This window comes from Roseofilum halophilum BLCC-M91 (assembly GCF_030068445.1).
Taxonomy (GTDB): domain Bacteria; phylum Cyanobacteriota; class Cyanobacteriia; order Cyanobacteriales; family Desertifilaceae; genus Roseofilum; species Roseofilum halophilum.
The window spans coordinates 1-16942 of record NZ_JAQPOK010000127.1 but is presented as its reverse complement, the minus strand read 5'-3'; the positions used below and the strand labels follow the sequence as shown (position 1 = coordinate 16942).

At 47.5% G+C, this 16942-nt stretch carries 14 protein-coding genes and 1 tRNA gene; 11 read left to right on the top strand and 4 right to left on the bottom strand.

Going from position 1 to position 16942, the window contains the following annotated elements; translation table 11 throughout:
• The first annotated feature begins 670 nt into the window (after window positions 1-670).
• From bioF to PJF56_RS16760, 5 genes are all read left to right on the top strand, one after another.
• Window positions 671-1849, top strand: coding sequence for an 8-amino-7-oxononanoate synthase (gene bioF / locus PJF56_RS16780; RefSeq protein WP_283763844.1), 1179 nt, complete (start codon window positions 671-673; stop codon window positions 1847-1849).
• A gap of 42 nt (window positions 1850-1891) precedes the next feature.
• The gene (locus tag PJF56_RS16775) at window positions 1892-2752 is read left to right on the top strand and encodes a class I SAM-dependent methyltransferase (protein ID WP_283763843.1); all 861 of its coding nucleotides are present in this window, start codon (window positions 1892-1894) and stop codon (window positions 2750-2752) included.
• Between the two features lie 6 nt (window positions 2753-2758).
• A complete protein-coding gene (locus PJF56_RS16770; protein ID WP_283763842.1) occupies window positions 2759-3484 on the top strand; it encodes an HAD family hydrolase in 726 nt (241 codons plus the stop codon).
• 18 nt (window positions 3485-3502) lie between these two features.
• Window positions 3503-3575 (top strand) — tRNA-Ala (locus PJF56_RS16765).
• A 106-nt stretch (window positions 3576-3681) separates the two neighbouring features.
• Window positions 3682-7473, top strand: a complete 3792-nt coding sequence (locus PJF56_RS16760; RefSeq protein WP_283763841.1) for a hydantoinase B/oxoprolinase family protein — start codon at window positions 3682-3684, stop codon at window positions 7471-7473.
• An 11-nt stretch (window positions 7474-7484) separates the two neighbouring features.
• Here the strand turns inward: PJF56_RS16760 and PJF56_RS16755 are convergent, their stop codons facing one another.
• Window positions 7485-8090 (bottom strand): Uma2 family endonuclease, encoded by a 606-nt coding sequence (locus PJF56_RS16755; protein WP_283763840.1) that lies wholly within the window; start codon window positions 8088-8090, stop codon window positions 7485-7487.
• A 31-nt stretch (window positions 8091-8121) separates the two neighbouring features.
• Entirely contained in the window at window positions 8122-8646 is a 525-nt protein-coding gene (locus PJF56_RS16750) for a helix-turn-helix domain-containing protein (protein ID WP_283763839.1), read from the bottom strand.
• Between the two features lie 189 nt (window positions 8647-8835).
• On the opposite strand from PJF56_RS16750, the gene PJF56_RS16745 reads away from it, so the two are divergent.
• Complete coding sequence (locus tag PJF56_RS16745; RefSeq protein ID WP_283763838.1) at window positions 8836-9288, top strand: hypothetical protein; 453 nt, start codon at window positions 8836-8838, stop codon at window positions 9286-9288.
• Between the two features lie 51 nt (window positions 9289-9339).
• A complete protein-coding gene (locus PJF56_RS16740; RefSeq protein WP_283763837.1) occupies window positions 9340-9690 on the top strand; it encodes a hypothetical protein in 351 nt (116 codons plus the stop codon).
• A gap of 13 nt (window positions 9691-9703) precedes the next feature.
• On the opposite strand, the gene PJF56_RS16735 is transcribed toward PJF56_RS16740, so the two are convergent.
• Complete coding sequence (locus PJF56_RS16735) at window positions 9704-10318, bottom strand: Uma2 family endonuclease (protein ID WP_283763836.1); 615 nt, start codon at window positions 10316-10318, stop codon at window positions 9704-9706.
• Between the two features lie 176 nt (window positions 10319-10494).
• Between PJF56_RS16735 and PJF56_RS16730 the strand changes: the two genes are divergently transcribed.
• The 3 genes from PJF56_RS16730 to PJF56_RS16720 all read left to right on the top strand — a co-directional run bounded on the left by PJF56_RS16730 (window position 10495) and on the right by PJF56_RS16720 (window position 14563).
• On the top strand, window positions 10495-12402 hold the full coding sequence (locus PJF56_RS16730) for a DNA-directed RNA polymerase subunit gamma (RefSeq protein WP_283763835.1): 1908 nt from the start codon (window positions 10495-10497) through the stop codon (window positions 12400-12402).
• 117 nt (window positions 12403-12519) lie between these two features.
• Window positions 12520-13116, top strand: coding sequence for a dCTP deaminase (dcd, locus tag PJF56_RS16725; RefSeq protein WP_283763834.1), 597 nt, complete (start codon window positions 12520-12522; stop codon window positions 13114-13116).
• Window positions 13117-13189: 73 nt separating this feature from the next.
• Complete coding sequence (locus PJF56_RS16720; protein ID WP_283763833.1) at window positions 13190-14563, top strand: TerD family protein; 1374 nt, start codon at window positions 13190-13192, stop codon at window positions 14561-14563.
• 30 nt (window positions 14564-14593) lie between these two features.
• On the opposite strand, the gene PJF56_RS16715 is transcribed toward PJF56_RS16720, so the two are convergent.
• Window positions 14594-15340, bottom strand: a complete 747-nt coding sequence (locus tag PJF56_RS16715) for an LmeA family phospholipid-binding protein (protein ID WP_283763832.1) — start codon at window positions 15338-15340, stop codon at window positions 14594-14596.
• A gap of 318 nt (window positions 15341-15658) precedes the next feature.
• Here PJF56_RS16715 and PJF56_RS16710 point away from each other — a divergent pair.
• Window positions 15659-16942: DUF4912 domain-containing protein (locus PJF56_RS16710; RefSeq protein ID WP_283763831.1), on the top strand; the 1284-nt coding region annotated here is incomplete at its 3' end.

The following is a 16942-nucleotide window of genomic DNA, read 5'->3' as shown; positions in this document are numbered from 1 at the left end:
TTTTACAATAGTCTCCCAATAATTTCTGAAACGCGCCCCGAATAGAAGATTCGTTCCGAGAGCCACCATAACGGATGATTTCTTCGACTTCTCTTTGATATTCGGATATAAGCAGTTTAGACATAATATTGCTCTTGATGTGTGAATAATGCCCGCTCTCTAAAGCGCTCGCCCCAGGGAGTGAGACTACTGAGCCCCTTAGCCCGTGGGAGAAGGGGCTGGGGGAAGAGGGCACACCTTCATCTTGCCCAGGGTTGTGCCCTCTCTCTAAATCTCTCTCCCACGGGAGAGAGACTTCTGATACTCCCCTTCTCCCGTGGGAGAAGGGGTTGGGGGAAGAGGGCACGCCTTCATCTTGCTCAGAGTTGTGCCCTCTCTCTAAATCTCTCTCCCACGGGAGAGAGACTTCTTCTCCCCTTCTCCCGTGGGAGAAGGGGCTGGGGGAAGAGGGCACGATCGTCTGAGTTGACCCATCCATTGAAAATACTAGATGAACAAGATATAAAAGTAATTAAGATTTCCTTCTATTGTAAGTGAAATCAGGGGGAAGAGTCGGAGATTTTACAGGGTTTTAACAATTCCCTCTTCCCTCACGATCGCCAGAAGTGCTATAGGGTTTTTAATCAGTTTCAACCCCGTGCCCCCGGAACGTCCTTTTATTAATTGATGTATGTCTCATTCACCCTACTCTTGGCTCTCTCACTCCCTAGACACGATTCATCGAGCGCATTGGTATCGCTCTGTGCAAACCTTGGAGGGGTTACCCGGTGCGATCGCCTCCCTCCGTGGTCAGAAAGTAATTAATTTTGCCAGCAATAACTATTTGGGGTTAGCAGGCGATCGCCGGTTAATCGCAGCCGCTAGAGAGGCTCTGGAGCAGTATGGCACGGGAAGCACCGGATCTCGGCTCACCAGTGGGCATCGTGATTTACATCGTGATTTAGAACGCTCGATTGCCCAGCTTAAACAAACGGAAGATGCCCTTGTGTTCAGTTCCGGCTATTTGGCTAACCTGGGAGCGATCGCCGCCCTAGTCGGCCCACGGGATCTGATCCTGAGTGATGAATATAACCATTCCAGCCTGAAAAATGGCGCTATCCTCAGTAAAGCTACGGTTGTAACTTATGGCCATAAAAACGTTAAAGAATTAACAGAAAAACTACAAGAATACCGCAAAGAGTACCGGCGATCGCTGATTCTCACCGATAGCATCTTCAGCATGGATGGCGATCGCGCTCCCCTGCCCCAATACCTGGAAATTGCCCAAACCTATAACAGTATGCTCCTCATCGATGAAGCCCATGCCACCGGAGTCTTAGGCAGCACAGGAGCCGGTTTAGTCGAACATTTCCAACTCGGCAAACCCGAACTAATCCAAGTGGGAACCCTGAGCAAAGCAGTGGGCAGTTTAGGCGGTTATGTCGCTGGCAGTTCCATCCTCATCGACTATCTCCGCAACCGCGCCCCCAGTTGGATTTATACCACCGGACTCAGCCCAGCCGATACCGCAGCCGCCCAAAGAGCCATTGAAATCATCCAAACCGAACCCCAACACCGGGAACAGCTTTGGCAAAATATCGCTTACTTTCAAGATCTCCTCACTCGTCACTGTCCCCAGATCGCCCCCATCGCCTCAGAATCGCCGATTATTTGCCTACCCCTAGAGACTCCCAAACAGGCTTTAGAACTCTCCCAATTCCTGAAAACCCAAGGGATTTTTGCCCCCGCTATCCGTCCCCCCACCGTCCCCACCAGTCGCATCAGAATTTCCCTGATGGCAACCCATCAGCGAGAACATCTAGAATCCTTAGTGGATGGATTGAAGCAAAAACTTCTCTATGTTTGTTAGGATTTCAGAAGCAATAATAATTTGACTTAACACCCTACAAATATGACGGCACAAACCACCCTTTGGGAACAATACCTAAAACCGATTATCAGCCTCTTTTTAGATAAAGAAGCAATGATCGAACTGCGTAATCAAATCAACTGGGAACAGGAAGGCGATCGCCTCTGTAACCCCACCCTCAGCTATCCCACCTACTACAGCAGTCAGAATTTCCACGGCATCAAAAATGGCTACCTGAACCTTGATGCTGCGGTTACCTACGATGCCATTACCCAATATGTAGTTTTTCCCCAAGAAACCTGGGTGAGAGAAGAGTTAATCCACTCCATTGGCGGTTATCCCCGTCGTATCCTGGATCTCGGCTGTGGAACCGGATCGTCTACCCTGTTGCTGAAACAAGAGTATCCCCAAGCCGAGGTCATTGGGTTAGATTTATCGCCCTATATGCTGGTGATGGCAGAACACAAAGCCAAGCAAGCCAATCTAGACATTCACTGGCAGCATGGACTAGCGGAACAAACCCCCTGGGAACGAGAAAGTTTTGACCTAATAACCGCCACACTGCTGTTTCACGAAACGCCACCAGAGATAACCCAAGCCATTTTGCGAGAAGCCTTTCGTTTGCTCACTCCAGGGGGAGAATGTATTATCCTTGATGGCAGCCAAAGGAGCCTCAGAGAAGCCGAATGGATTACCAATATCTTTGAAGAGCCGTATATGAAAGCCTTTGCTGCTGGGGATCTTCAGCAATGGATGCACGACGCTGGATTTGAAAAAGTGAGTGCAGATCCGATTTGGTGGATTAATCAGGTAACGAAAGCCGTTAAACCCTTACCCGATAAACTGGAGATTCGCACCCAAGTAGAGGATAATTTAAGCAATGTGTTGTCGCCAGCATTTTAAGACAAAATGAGTCTTCAGGTTGTTCTCTTTGATTTTAATGGGGTCATTATTAACGATGAACCCATACACCGGGAACTGATTAATGAAATCTTGCTCTCACAAAATCTACCGCCCAATCCCAGTGATTATAACGAATGCTGTTTAGGACGGAACGATCGCGCCTGTTTGCTGGATTTATTACAACGCCGGGGGAGAGCCGTCAATGAGCGATCGCTCGCTCCCCTCATTGCTCGCAAAGCCCAAGGATACCGGCAAAAACTCGAAGCCCTCGACTCACTGCCCATTTATCCGGGAGTCGAAGATCTAATCTATAAAGCGCGGGTGGCTCGTCTGCGCTTAGGATTAGTCACAGGCGCTTTGCGTTCCGAAGCTGAATGGATTCTGGAGCAAGCCAACCTGCTATCCTATTTTGAGGTTTTGGTGACTGGGGATGAGGTACAACAAAGCAAACCCGATCCCGAAGGTTATTTACGAGCAGTAGAGCGATTTAATCAACTCGATCCCAGTTTGGATCTGGCTCCCCAAAACTGTCTGGTGATTGAAGATACTCCTGCTGGGATTTTAGCGGGCCAAAATGCCGGAATGCAAGTGGTGGGAGTCGCCAATACCTATCCCTTCCATATGATTCAACGGCAAGCGGATTGGACTGTAGACTATTTGCATGAATTAGAACTCGATCGCGTGCGAGCGGTTTTTGAGCAGTCCACTCTTCCCTTCCCCATGACCGAATGATACAATAGGGGTTAATTAGGGGAATTAGCTCAGTTGGTAGAGCGCTGCGATCGCACCGCAGAGGTCAGGAGTTCAAATCTCCTATTCTCCATTTTCCGGTCAAGAACCCAATTATGGGTCTTTTTTTTCTTTCTCTCTATTTCCTGCAAGTATCCCCTTGTAGAATGAGAGAATAATGGTTAATTGTTAACGCTTCTATGTCCCATCCTTATTTTGATCGCCGTTGGCATATTTGGATCGATCGCGGCGGCACGTTTACCGATCTGGTGGCTCTGCGTCCTGATGGTCAAACCGTGGTGCATAAACTGCTGTCGGAAAATCCCGAACGCTATGGGGATGCAGCTATTCAAGGCATCCGGGATCTGTTAGGGGTGGGAGCGGATGAACCCATTCCCAGTCCGGAAATTGCAGTGGTGAAAATGGGAACTACGGTAGCGACGAATGCCTTATTAGAGCGAAAAGGCGATCGCACCGTTTTGTTAATTACCCAAGGCTTTCGGGATGCTTTGCGTATTGGCTATCAAAACCGCCCGGATCTATTTGCCCTAGAGATCCAACGGCCAGAACTGCTCTATGAAGTGGCGATCGAAGTCCAAGAGCGCCTCAGTGCTAAGGGGCAAGAATTGCAACCGGTTAACCTAACAGAACTTGCGCCCCAACTGCAAGCAGCGTACGATCGCGGCATTCGCAGTTGTGCGATCGCCCTTTTGCATGGCTATCGCTATCCCCAACACGAGCAGAAAGTGGCACAACTCGCTGAAAAGATTGGCTTTACTCAGATCTCCGTTTCCCACCAAGTCAGCCCCCTGATCAAACTCGTCAGTCGGGGGGATACCACCGTCGTCGATGCTTATCTTTCCCCCATCCTCCGACGCTACGTCAATCAATGTCGGGGTGGGTTTCAAACCCACCCCGACAGTTCGGAAAATTCCGTGAATCTGATGTTTATGCAGTCCAATGGCGGCTTAGTGGATGCCGATCGCTTCCAAGGTAAGGATAGCATCCTGTCGGGGCCAGCCGGAGGCATTGTCGGAGCGGTGCAAACCAGCGCTCAAGCCGGGTTTGAGAAAATTATCACCTTTGATATGGGGGGCACATCCACCGATGTGGCCCATTATGACGGGGAATACGAACGACAATTTGATACCGAAATTGCTGGGGTGAGAGTGCGATCGCCCATGATGGCCATTCACACCGTGGCGGCTGGGGGCAGTTCCGTGGTCTGCTTCGACGGTTCCCGCACCCGCGTCGGCCCGGACTCAGCCGGTGCAAATCCTGGCCCGGCCTGCTATCGCCGGGGCGGCCCCCTGACGATCACCGACTGTAATGTACTCTTGGGTAAACTCAATCCCCGCTTTTTCCCGGCGGTGTTTGGCCCGGAGGGTAACCTACCCCTAGATGGCGATCGGGTGCGCGAGCAGTTCCAGGAATTGGCTCAGGAGATACAGAAGAAGACCGGAGATGTACGCACGCCGGAACAGGTAGCGACCGGGTTTATTGCGATCGCCATTGAAAACATGGCCAATGCGATAAAAAAAATCTCCCTGCAACGGGGTTATGATGTCTCCGGTTATACCCTCTGCTGCTTTGGCGGTGCGGGGGGGCAACATGCCTGTCAACTCGCCGACACATTAGGCATCCGGCAAATTGTCATTCATCCCTACGCTGGAGTCCTCTCAGCCTATGGCATGGGACTCGCTGATATTCGCATCATGCGCGAGCAAACCCTAGAGCAAGAGTTAACCGATGGTTTAGTTGTAGAATTGCAAGATCGGGTAATTCCCCAGTTAGTGAAAGAAGCAAAAGCAGAATTATCCGAGCAATGGGGCGATCGCGAAGAAATCATCGTTAAACTCCATCTAAAATATGAAGGCAGCGATAGCCCCTTATTGGTCAATTTTTCCGACTCTTCTCCAGAAGATCTCAAACAAGACTTTGAGCATCAACATCAGCAGCGCTATGGATTTACCTTAACCCAAAAACCGTTAGTGGTAGATATGGTTTCAGTGGAAATTGTACAAACCATGACCCATCCTGAACCGGAACTTCAAGAGCCAGTTACCGAGAGTTTACCCCCAGAAATTGCCAGAGTTCCCATTTATTGTTCCGTACAAAATCCCGTAGGGGCGGGTTCACCAATATCTTCACTTCCCCACCAAGACATCCCTGAACCCGCCCCTACAGCAATAGGTTGGGAATATGTGCCGGTTTATGACCGCCAAAAATTGCAACCCGGACATAAAATTATCGGCCCAGCATTGATTATTGAACCCACCGGAACCAATTTCATTGAAAGCGGTTGGCAAGGCCAAATTCATCCCCGTCAACATTTAGTATTAACCGCTTCCTACCGAGATGTAGGGGCGGGTTCACCAATATTTGTGCCTCCCCACCAAGATCTTCGTAAACCCGCCCTTACACCTGGGTGGGAAACAAAACCAGTGAAAAAAGATCCGGTGCTGCTGGAGATTTTCAATAACCTATTTGGGGCGATCGCCGAACAAATGGGCGTAACTCTACAAAATACGGCGGTTTCGGTTAATATTAAAGAGCGTTTAGACTTCTCCTGCGCCCTATTCGATCCCGAAGGAAACTTAGTCGCCAACGCCCCCCATATCCCGGTTCATTTAGGCTCAATGAGCGAAAGTGTCAAAGCCTTAATTCAGGACAAGGAAAACGAGATTAAACCCGGAGATGTTTATCTCTCTAATAATCCCTATAATGGCGGAACCCATTTACCAGATATGACCGTCATCACCCCGGTTTTTCTGGCTCAAAATTCTAGCAAACCCTCCTTTTATGTCGCTTCGCGGGGACATCATGCCGACCTGGGAGGCATTACCCCCGGCTCCATGCCGCCCTACAGTCAAACGATTACGGAAGAGGGAATTTTATTCGATAATTTCCTATTAGTCACAGAAGGTCAGTTTCAAGGGGATTTACTCATCGATCAGTTATTAGAATCCCCCTATCCCGCCCGCAAGTATCAACAAAATTTAGCCGATCTGCAAGCGCAAATTGCCGCCAATAATCAGGGTGTTCGAGAATTAATCAAAATGGTCAATCAGTATGGTTTGCAAACGGTACAGGCCTATATGGGATATGTGCAAGACAATGCAGAACAGGCCGTGCGGGTGGCGATCGCCCAATTATCCGACGGTGAATTTACTTATGAATTCGATCATGGCGCACTCATCCATGTGACTATAACCGTTAACCAGAAAGAGAGAAACGCAACCATCGATTTTACCGGCACATCCGCCCAACTGCAAAATAACTTTAATGCCCCCACTGCCGTCTGTCAGGCTGCCGTATTATACGTCTTCCGCACCCTCGTTCGCGACCCCATTCCCCTGAATGCCGGTTGTCTGAAACCCCTAAATATAGTGATTCCAGAAGGCTCCATGCTCAATCCCCAATATCCGGCGGCTGTAGTGGCGGGCAATGTAGAGACTTCCCAGGCGATCGTTGATACCCTCTATGGAGCGTTAGGCATCCTCGCCGCCTCCCAGGGAACCATGAACAACTTCACCTTCGGCAACTCCGATTATCAATACTACGAAACCATCTGCGGCGGTTCCGGCGCTGGCCCCACCTTCCACGGCACAGACGCGGTGCATACCCACATGACCAACTCCCGCTTAACCGATCCAGAAGTCCTAGAATACCGCTTTCCCGTCCGTTTGGAAGAATTTGCCATCCGTCCCGACAGTGGCGGAAAAGGGCAATTTTGCGGCGGTAATGGCATCGTGCGCCGTATCCAATTCCTAGAACCGATGACGGCTGGTATTCTTTCCAACCATCGCAAAATTCCCCCCTTTGGTCTAGCCGGTGGACAACCGGGAGCCGTCGGCCGTAACTGGATCGAGCGCAAAAATAGCTACACCGAAGAACTCGATAGTACCGCTACTGTGGAATTAGATGCCGGAGAAAAAATCACCATTGAAACCCCAGGAGGCGGAGGCTGGGGAGATTCAATTAAAAATTAAAAATTGAGAATCTAACCCCAAACTCGACGCAAATCTAACACAAAACCGGGTAAAATTTCTTCACCAGATAACTCACTTGGATTAGATACTATTTCCACTTCTAAACCCACTCGATAAACTGCCACGGTTCGATTTTGAGGATCGATTAACCAACCCAATCTCGCCCCATTGTCCATATACTCCTGCATTTTCTCTTGCAAAGATTTCAGGGTATCGGACTTTGAGCGTAATTCCACCACAAAATCGGGGCAAATATTGGGGAATGTTCCCTTTTGTTCATCCGTCAAAGTATCCCAACGCTCTTGACTTATCCAACATGCATCGGGAGAGAGATTTGCGCCATTGGGTAAAATGAATCCGGTAGAAGAGTCAAATGCTTTCCCTTGTTGATTTTCTTCGTACCAACGACCCAATTGTACAATAATACTAAAGTTACGTTCTCCGGTTTCCCAACCTGTGGGTGGATTCACAATTAATTCTCCTTGTGCAGTTCTTTCTAGTCGTAAGTCTCGATTACTAGCCGCTAGAGCTTCAAATTGTGCTTGTGTGACATAGAGCTTTAGGGTTGTAGGTAATGTTAGCAAGAGCGTTTCGGGTTTTACTGGTGTCTGTACCATGTTTACCTCTCTTAATTAGAGATGAAGAACATCATTTAATTTTAACTTGAACTTCAGATAATGGTAATTCTAGCACTTCAGCAATTTGTTTTGCCGTTAATCCTAATTTCACTAACTGCGGAACAATATTGAGTTTAACTTGATGCTGTAACGTATCCTGTATTTTATCTTCCTCAACTTTCCCTCCATTGACAGGAGTAGGTTCTCGATCTTCTGGTTCTGAAGTATTAGGGTTAGTGCAGAGATTGATATTATTAAAACGAACATGATTTCCGATTATAGGAGATTGGTAATTAGCTAATCCTAGTCGCTCAACCGTCGCGCAAAAATTTCCTTTATTCAAATTTTCTCCCAAGAGTTGTGATAAAACACTCCAAAGCTCATACCCTTCATCCTTCACATGACCGGTCGTACAGCCATATTGTTCAGCAATATCGGCATACTTTTTCCCATTCAAAACCCCCTTGATAATTGCCAATTGCAAATCGTCAAGGTGTTTCCCCGTTTCGGAGAACAACAACTCATCGATTGACTTTACCACCGCGTCCCACTCCATTTGCACTCCCTCATCCTAGCCTTCCGCCATTATACGTCTCGATCCGCCTTTTTTATACATTCTTAAGAAAACTCCCGTCTTGATCCGTCTTTTTCCGGCTATGAGGTTTCAAAACTTGCCTCTATCATAGTTTCAATCATAGTATTGAAAGATTCACCTGATCCCTTGGCAATATCTGGAGTATCAACAATGGCAAATCCACCAACATCAGGCAAGTATAAACCCTCTACTTCCCAACGCTTAAAGCGAATTGCCGGAATTATTTTCCCTATCCTGATCTGGATTTTGATTGGTTCCGTATGGATTACTCTATATCTTATGTTCGCAATCATGGGAATTTGCTTTTCAGCACTGGGAATAAAGTTCTCAGCGCCTAAATTGCCCAAAATGCCTAAAATACCCAAGGGAAAGAAGCCTGGGGATTTTGAAGATTGGATGAAGCAAAATGCAGATAAATCAGGTGCTGATTTTTTACAAGAAATGCCTGATTTCAAACCCAAGAACCCAAAAGAGGCTCAAATTTATGAAAAACTAAATAGCTCAAATTTGACACTAGAAGAAATCATCGAGCGGATGTCTGAAGAAGAATACGAGCGATTCATCGAAATGCTCATGAGGGAACTAGGTATTACCTTTTTATAAGGTTTAGATAATTGTTTTATAAAGTATAACTTAAAAAGCTTGGAGGATTTTATGGGATTTCATGGATGGTCATCAGAAGGTAAACTCAATATAGAGGCTGGTAGTCCTTTCGTAGATTTATTAGGTTATCTAGGCTCTGGATGCGGTCCTGGAGTATATGCTTATAAATCTAAAATTTTACAAGTTAAGCAAAGCAGTAAACCTGTATACAGATTATTGATTAACAAACTTGGGCAAGTAGATGATTATCCTCATCTGATTATCGATTTTAAGCCCCAAGACCCCTATCATCCAGTAGAAGCTTGGCACTATTCAAAATCTAATACTGAGCGTATTGGTTCAGTAAATGAGTTGGCAATTCGTACTTTGATGACTGTATTATCGAAGAAGCTATTTAACTGAAAATCATTAGGCATTAACCCCAGACTCGGCGCAAGTTCAAGATAAAACCGGGTAAGACTTCCTCACCAGATAACTCACTTGGATTAGATAAGATTTCCACTTCTAAACCCACTCGATAAACTGCCACGGTTCGATTTTGAGGATCGATTAACCAACCCAATCTCGCCCCATTATCGATATACTCTTGCATTTTCTCTTGCAAAGATTTCAGGGTATCCGACTTTGAGCGCAATTCCACCACAAAATCGGGGCAAATATTGGCAAAGCCTCCTTTTTGTTCATCGGTGAGTGCATCCCAAGAGTCTTGATTAATCCAAGCCGCATCAGGAGAAAGATTTGCGCCATTGGGTAAAATAAATCCGGTAGAAGAATCAAATGCTTGTCCTGGTTGGCCGGTATTTCGCCACCACAAATATAATTCGCCTGAAATACTCCAATTTTGTTTTCCGGTTTCCCAACCTGTAGGTGGATTCACCATTAATTCTCCTTTTGCGGTTCTTTCTAGTCGTAAGTCTCGATTACTAGCCGCTAGAGCTTCAAATTGTGCTTGTGTGACCTGGAGCTTTAGGGTTGTAGGTAATGTTAGCAAGAGCGTTTCGGTTTCCGGTTTGGTGGGTGTCTGTACCATGTTGACCTCTTTATATCCTACAAATTGGGGTTCTATAGAGCTATTTTAGGCGATCGCCCCGACAACCCAGATAAAAAGCCACCCATTCCCCATTGCCACCGCAAAGCGCTATAATAACAGATTGGGCTAGTCCAGTTTCTAAAGGCAGCGTTATTCACCCTCATTGAGCAGCAGCAATGAAAAATCAGCAACAACGGTTTGATTACGTCAAAATTGGTATTGCATCTCCTGACCGGATTCGGCAATGGGGAGAGCGAACCCTTCCCAATGGGTCAGTGGTTGGGGAAGTGACCAAACCAGAAACCATCAACTATCGTACCCTCAAACCCGAAATGGATGGCCTCTTCTGCGAGCGAATTTTTGGGCCAGCGAAAGATTGGGAATGCCATTGTGGAAAATATAAACGAGTTCGTCATCGCGGAATTGTTTGCGAGCGTTGCGGCGTAGAAGTCACCGAATCTAGAGTGCGTCGCCATCGAATGGGTCATATTCAATTAGCCGCTCCAGTGGCCCATGTGTGGTACTTAAAAGGGATACCCAGCTATATGGCGATTCTGCTGGATATGCCTTTGCGGGATGTGGAACAAATTGTGTATTTTAATGCCTATGTTGTCCTCGATCCGGGCAATACGCCAGAAGTGGCCAAGACCAATGAAGAAATTCCACCGCTTAGTTATAAACAACTGCTCAATGAAGACCAGTGGATGGATATTGAAGACCAATTGTATTCTGAAGATTCAGAATTAATTGGGGTGGAAGTGGGCATTGGTGCAGAGGCCATTGAACGCTTATTAGCCGATATAGAATTAGAAACGGTAGCGGAACAACTGCGGGAAGATATCCTCAATTCTAAGGGTCAAAAACGGGCGAAGTTAATCAAACGTTTGCGGGTAATTGATAACTTTATTGCCACGGGTTCTAAGCCGGAATGGATGATTTTGAGTATGCTGCCGGTGATTCCCCCCGATTTGCGCCCCATGGTGCAGTTGGATGGAGGACGGTTTGCTACCAGCGATTTAAACGATCTTTATCGTCGGGTAATTAACCGGAATAATCGGTTGGCTCGACTGCAAGAGATTTTAGCACCGGAGATTATTGTCCGTAATGAAAAGCGGATGTTACAAGAGGCGGTGGATGCTCTGATTGATAATGGTCGGCGCGGTCGCACGGTGGTGGGAGCGAATAACCGGCCGTTGAAATCTCTGTCGGATATTATCGAAGGGAAACAGGGCCGGTTCCGGCAAAACCTGTTAGGGAAACGGGTGGATTATTCCGGTCGTTCTGTCATTGTGGTGGGGCCAAAGTTACACATTTACCAATGTGGCTTACCGAAGGAAATGGCGATCGAATTGTTCCAACCGTTTGTGATTCATCGCTTAATTCGTCAAGGATTGGTGAATAATATTAAGGCGGCCAAAAAGCTGATTCAACGGAACGATCCCAGTGTTTGGGATGTGCTGGAAGAGGTGATTGAAGGTCACCCCGTCTTGCTCAACCGCGCTCCGACGTTGCACCGGTTGGGAATTCAATCGTTTGAACCGATGCTGGTGGAAGGTCGGGCGATTCAGTTGCATCCCTTGGTTTGTCCGGCGTTTAATGCGGACTTTGATGGCGACCAAATGGCGGTGCATGTGCCGTTGTCGTTGGAGTCCCAAGCTGAGGCACGGTTGCTGATGTTAGCATCCAATAATGTCATGTCTCCGGCGACGGGGCGGCCGATTATTACGCCGTCTCAGGATATGGTGTTGGGATGTTACTATTTGACGGCGGAAAATCCTTGGGCCCAGAATGGGAGCGATCGCTTTTTTGCGTCTTTAGATGATGCCATTCGCGCCTACGATCAAAGCCAGGTAGATCTACATACCTATATCTGGGTGCGCTATGACGGTGACGTGGAATCCCCCGAAAAGGATGATGAAATCGTTTCCGAAGAACAGCTCGAAGACGGAACCGTTAACCGGGTTTACCTCTATCGTCGAGTGCGGGAAACTGCCGAAGGGGAACAGCTCTGCCAGTATATTCGCACGACTCCCGGTCGGATTATTTTTAATAAGACGATTCAAGACTCGATCCTGAGTGTTTAGTGGTCTAGCAAGAGGGGCGGATCTCGCCCCTAGCTCGCCTTAATTCTGCTCCGCGAGGGGGGATTAAGCACAGGATACAAGCCTGAGACAAGAAGAAAGGTAAACTAGAATCCAGATATGCTCAAGAATGATAAGTGGATTGCTGAACAAGCCCAGAGAGGGATGATCGATCCGTTTGAACCTTCATTGATTCGGGCGATCGAAGAAGATCGCGGATTAGTCCGAAAAGTCTTAAGTTATGGAGCCTCCTCCTATGGTTATGATATTCGATTAAGTCCTAAAGAATTTCTCATCTTTAAGCACATTCCCGGTACAGTTGTCGATCCGAAAAATTTTAATCCTCAAAATCTCGAATCCGTTCCCCTGCACCAGGATGAACAGGGAGACTTTTTTATTATTCCGGCCCATAGTTACGGCTTAGGTGTTGCCCTAGAGCGCTTAGAGGTTCCCCCGAACATTACGGTTATTTGTTTGGGTAAGTCCACATATGCTAGATGTTCTATTATCCTCAATGCTACCCCCGCAGAAGCCTGTTGGCGCGGCCATCTGACTTTAGAACTCTCTAACTCTTCGAGTGCCGATTGTCGAGTGTATGCGAATGAAGGGATTGCCCAATTGTTATTTTTTGAGGGAGAACCTTGTAACGTTACTTATGAAGACCGATTGGGTAAGTATCAAGATCAATCTCACCAAGTAGTTTTACCAAGAGTTTAGGTTGTATATAGGACTTTAAGCTAAGTAATAAGTCCAGATCAAATCCTTGTTTTTATAGTATTAATTGAGAGCCATGACTACCGAATTAAGTAAAGGGGCACGGTTGAATCTGTCCCAAAATTATCCCCAAGTGGAACACCTCCAAATTGAGGTGGGTTGGAGCGCTACAGAGCCAGGTTATGAAGTTGATGGCTCCGTGTTTATGTTAGGGGCAAATGGACTCATTCCAGCCGAAGAATATTTTGTTTTTTATAATAATCCCCGATCGCCCGATCGCGCCTTGCAGAGAGTTGAAAATTCTGGAGAAGGTCGGCAACGGTTTATGCTCGATTTAAGCCAAATCAGCTCGGTGATTACTGAACTGGTGTTTGTAGTCACCATCCATGAAGGAGTCGAGAAAAATCAAAGTTTTCGCCACATTGAGCAGGCCTTTATGGCCATCTCCAATGCTCAAACTCAGGAAGAATTAGCCCGTTATATCTTAACCGAACCCTTTACCTCAGAAACTGCCCTCGAATTTGGTCGTATTTATCAGAAAGAGGGGCAATGGCGTTTTCATGCCCTCGGTCAAGGCTATAATTCTGGATTGCAAGGCTTTTTAGACCAATATCATCAAGAAGGAGCCACCCCACCTGCCGCCCCCCAACCGACTCGCAGCGCAAAAGCGGTGGAGTTAGAGAAGAAATTGGAAAAGGAAGCGCCCCTCTTATTCGATTTAGTTAAAAAAGCGGATATTTCTCTACAAAAAGCGAATTTAACCGATCATCAAGCGCAAGTTGCCCTCTGTTTAGATGTGTCGGGTTCCATGCATTCTCTGTATAATTCCGGAAAGATTCAACGGTTAGCGGAGAAAATCTTAGCCCTCGGTTGTCGGTTTGATGATGATGGCGCGATTAAAATTTTCCTGTTTGCAGGAAATGCCCAGAATCGGGGAGAGATGACGGTGGAGAATTTCCATAATTTTATCGGCCAAGCCTATAACCAATATGGAGGTGCAGGGGGAACCAACTATGCTCCCGCTTTGCAAGGGATTAGAAATGCCTATTTTCCTGATGGTGGGGGAGGAAGCCGACACTCTCCTTTGAAGGCGAATGTCCCCGTTTACGTGATGTTTGTTACTGATGGGCGACCGTTCGATCAAGCTCAGTCGGAACAACAGTTGCAATGGTCATCCTATGAGCCGATTTTCTGGCAGTTTATGGCTATTGGTAAGTCGAGTAAAGACGCTAAAGCCAAGCGTGGGGGCATTTTAGGGTTTTTCTCTGGCGGCAGTCAGTTTGAGTTTTTGGAAAATTTGGATGATTTGGAGGGGGGATATATTGATAATGCGGATTTCTTTAGTGTAGAAGATCCGGAGGCGATCGCCGACGAAGAGCTGTATGATTTGCTGATGACGGAATACCCCAATTGGCTCAAAGCTGCACGCGATCGGGGTTTGCTACCCTAGTCCGGTGGGATGGAGTAATCAGTCAAACCATCAGGGTAGAACAGTAATTTGACCCCTACAGAAGATTTTTTCCGGGCTGAGGTGGAGCTGTTCAAGGGTGACTTCAGTTCCGAGTTCGATATCGAGGCAATCTAAGGGTTGGGGAAATAAGCCCGGTGGAGCCTCAATGGTGAGGGAATGAAAGTGTAGTAAATGACCCTGAATAAGCTCTAGATTGCTGTTGATTTTTAGACAGGCCCTAGGATTGTCCAGTTGGGGCCAGATGGCTTCTAGGGTGAGTTGATGGTGACCAAGGGTAATGGTGTGCCATTGGGGGGAAGAGGCGGCCAGGAGGCGATCGCCATCTGCTTGACTGGCTTTGAGTAGTTCTCGCAGAAATTCAGTCAGTCCTTGGCAGAGAAGACCTGCTGGGGTGAGGGAGTCTTGGAGCTGTTGAGCCGTAATTTGTAGTTTCCCCTTGACAAGGATGGGATCGAGTAGACGCAGGGGTTTGCGCCGCAGGACTTGGGGTAAATTCGTGCGAATGGTTTCGGCTTCGAGCTGAAGTTGGCTCAGATGCAGTCCTTGGTAGATCGCTTGACTCGCTTGGACAGCAACGTGGGGAATGAGACCGGATAGAATTTGGCGATCGCCTGCATCAATGCTCAGATGCAGATCTTGGATTTCTTCTGCCTGGGATCTGAGCCACAGTTGTAAAGCGGGAGAAAGTACCCGACTAATGAGACCGTGTTTACTGCCTGGACGGGTCTCTATTTCTCTCGGCTGGGCTGGGGTCATAAATCGCTCTTTTCATTAACTCTGAGTATTTATACTACCAAAATCAGGCATAATGGATTTTATTCTATCGTGTCTACTCACTTCTTTTTCCCGATCCCTTCACATTGTCATTATTTGATGACTAATACACCCGACTTTTAGAGCAAAAGTCATGGGATAATAACAAAAAAAAGGGAATGGAGTTGAGATCCCGTCAAATCACCCCAAATTTTCTGACGTTCCCCTTGCACTCCCCTATTTTTTTTTGCAATATGTTAAGCAGTTGATCCCCAAGCTCAACCCTTGAGCCAACGATTAAGACATTAGGAGAGCCTGTCCATGACCAATAACCGTCCTCCCTTATCCGAGATGACCTTACGACAGTTGCGTAAAGTCGCCAGCGAATATCAGATTTCTCGTTATAGCCGGATGCGTAAGTCCGAACTCCTGCAAGCCATTATCGAAGCCCAAAACTCTACCCATACATCCATGGATAACCATATGGAAACTGAACCCATAGACTCTCAAGAAACTGTAGAAGCTGCCAAGTTTGAAGTAGGCAACTCCTTCGATCCAGAAATTTTGGCTTCCGTAGATGAGGGGTTAACGGACTTACCGATCGGTTATGGTCAACCCTGCATTGTCCTAATGCCTCGCGACCCCCAATGGGCCTATGCTTACTGGGATATCAGCAACGAGCAAAAAGAACAATTACGCATTCAAGGGGGACAACAACTCGCCCTACGAATCTACGATGTTACCGATCTCAACATCAACTATGAAAGTCCCCACAGTATGCAGGAATACCCCTGCGACGAATTAGCCAGAGAATGGTATATTCCCATTCCCATTAGCGATCGCATCTATGTCGTTGATATCGGTTATCGCTGTCCCGATGGTCGCTGGTTAATTCTGGCACGCTCTGCCCCCGTCACCATCCCCCCGATCTATCCCTCCGACTGGGTAGACGACAAGTTTATGACCGTAAGCTGGGAAAAAACCCTAGGCAGTGGCGATCGGCTCCTCACCCTCGATCCCCCTGGCCGTAAAACCACGGAAGCCGATGAACTTTATCAACTCGCACGCGAAGCAGAAGCCAAACGTCTAGCCGGTTCCGTCTTTGGTTCCGAAACTGCCCAAGCTATCAGTTCCTACGTCTTCCCCTCTGGTGTCGGCAAATGGGCTGCTCCCGCAGCATCGGTACAAACTGAATCTGGCGCAGGAATGACCACCTCCGGAGCCGGAATGACCACTTCTGGAGCCGGGCTAACTACTTCTGGAGTTGGCTTAACCATGTCTGGTGCAGCAGAAACCATGTCCGGTGCAGGTTTAACTACTTCCGGAGCTGGCTTAACCATGTCTGGTGCAGCAGAAACCATGTCCGGTGCAGGTTTAACCACATCGGGGGTTGGTTTAACTACTTCCGGAGTTGGCTTAACTACTTCCGGAGCTGGCTTAACCATGTCCGGTGCAGCAGAAACAATGTCTGGTGCAGGCTTAACCACATCGGGAATGGGCTTAACTACTTCTGGTGCAGGCTTAACTACTTCTGGAGTTGGCTTAACCATGTCTGGTGTGGGACAAACCATGTCTGGTGCAGGCTTAACCACATCGGGAATGGGC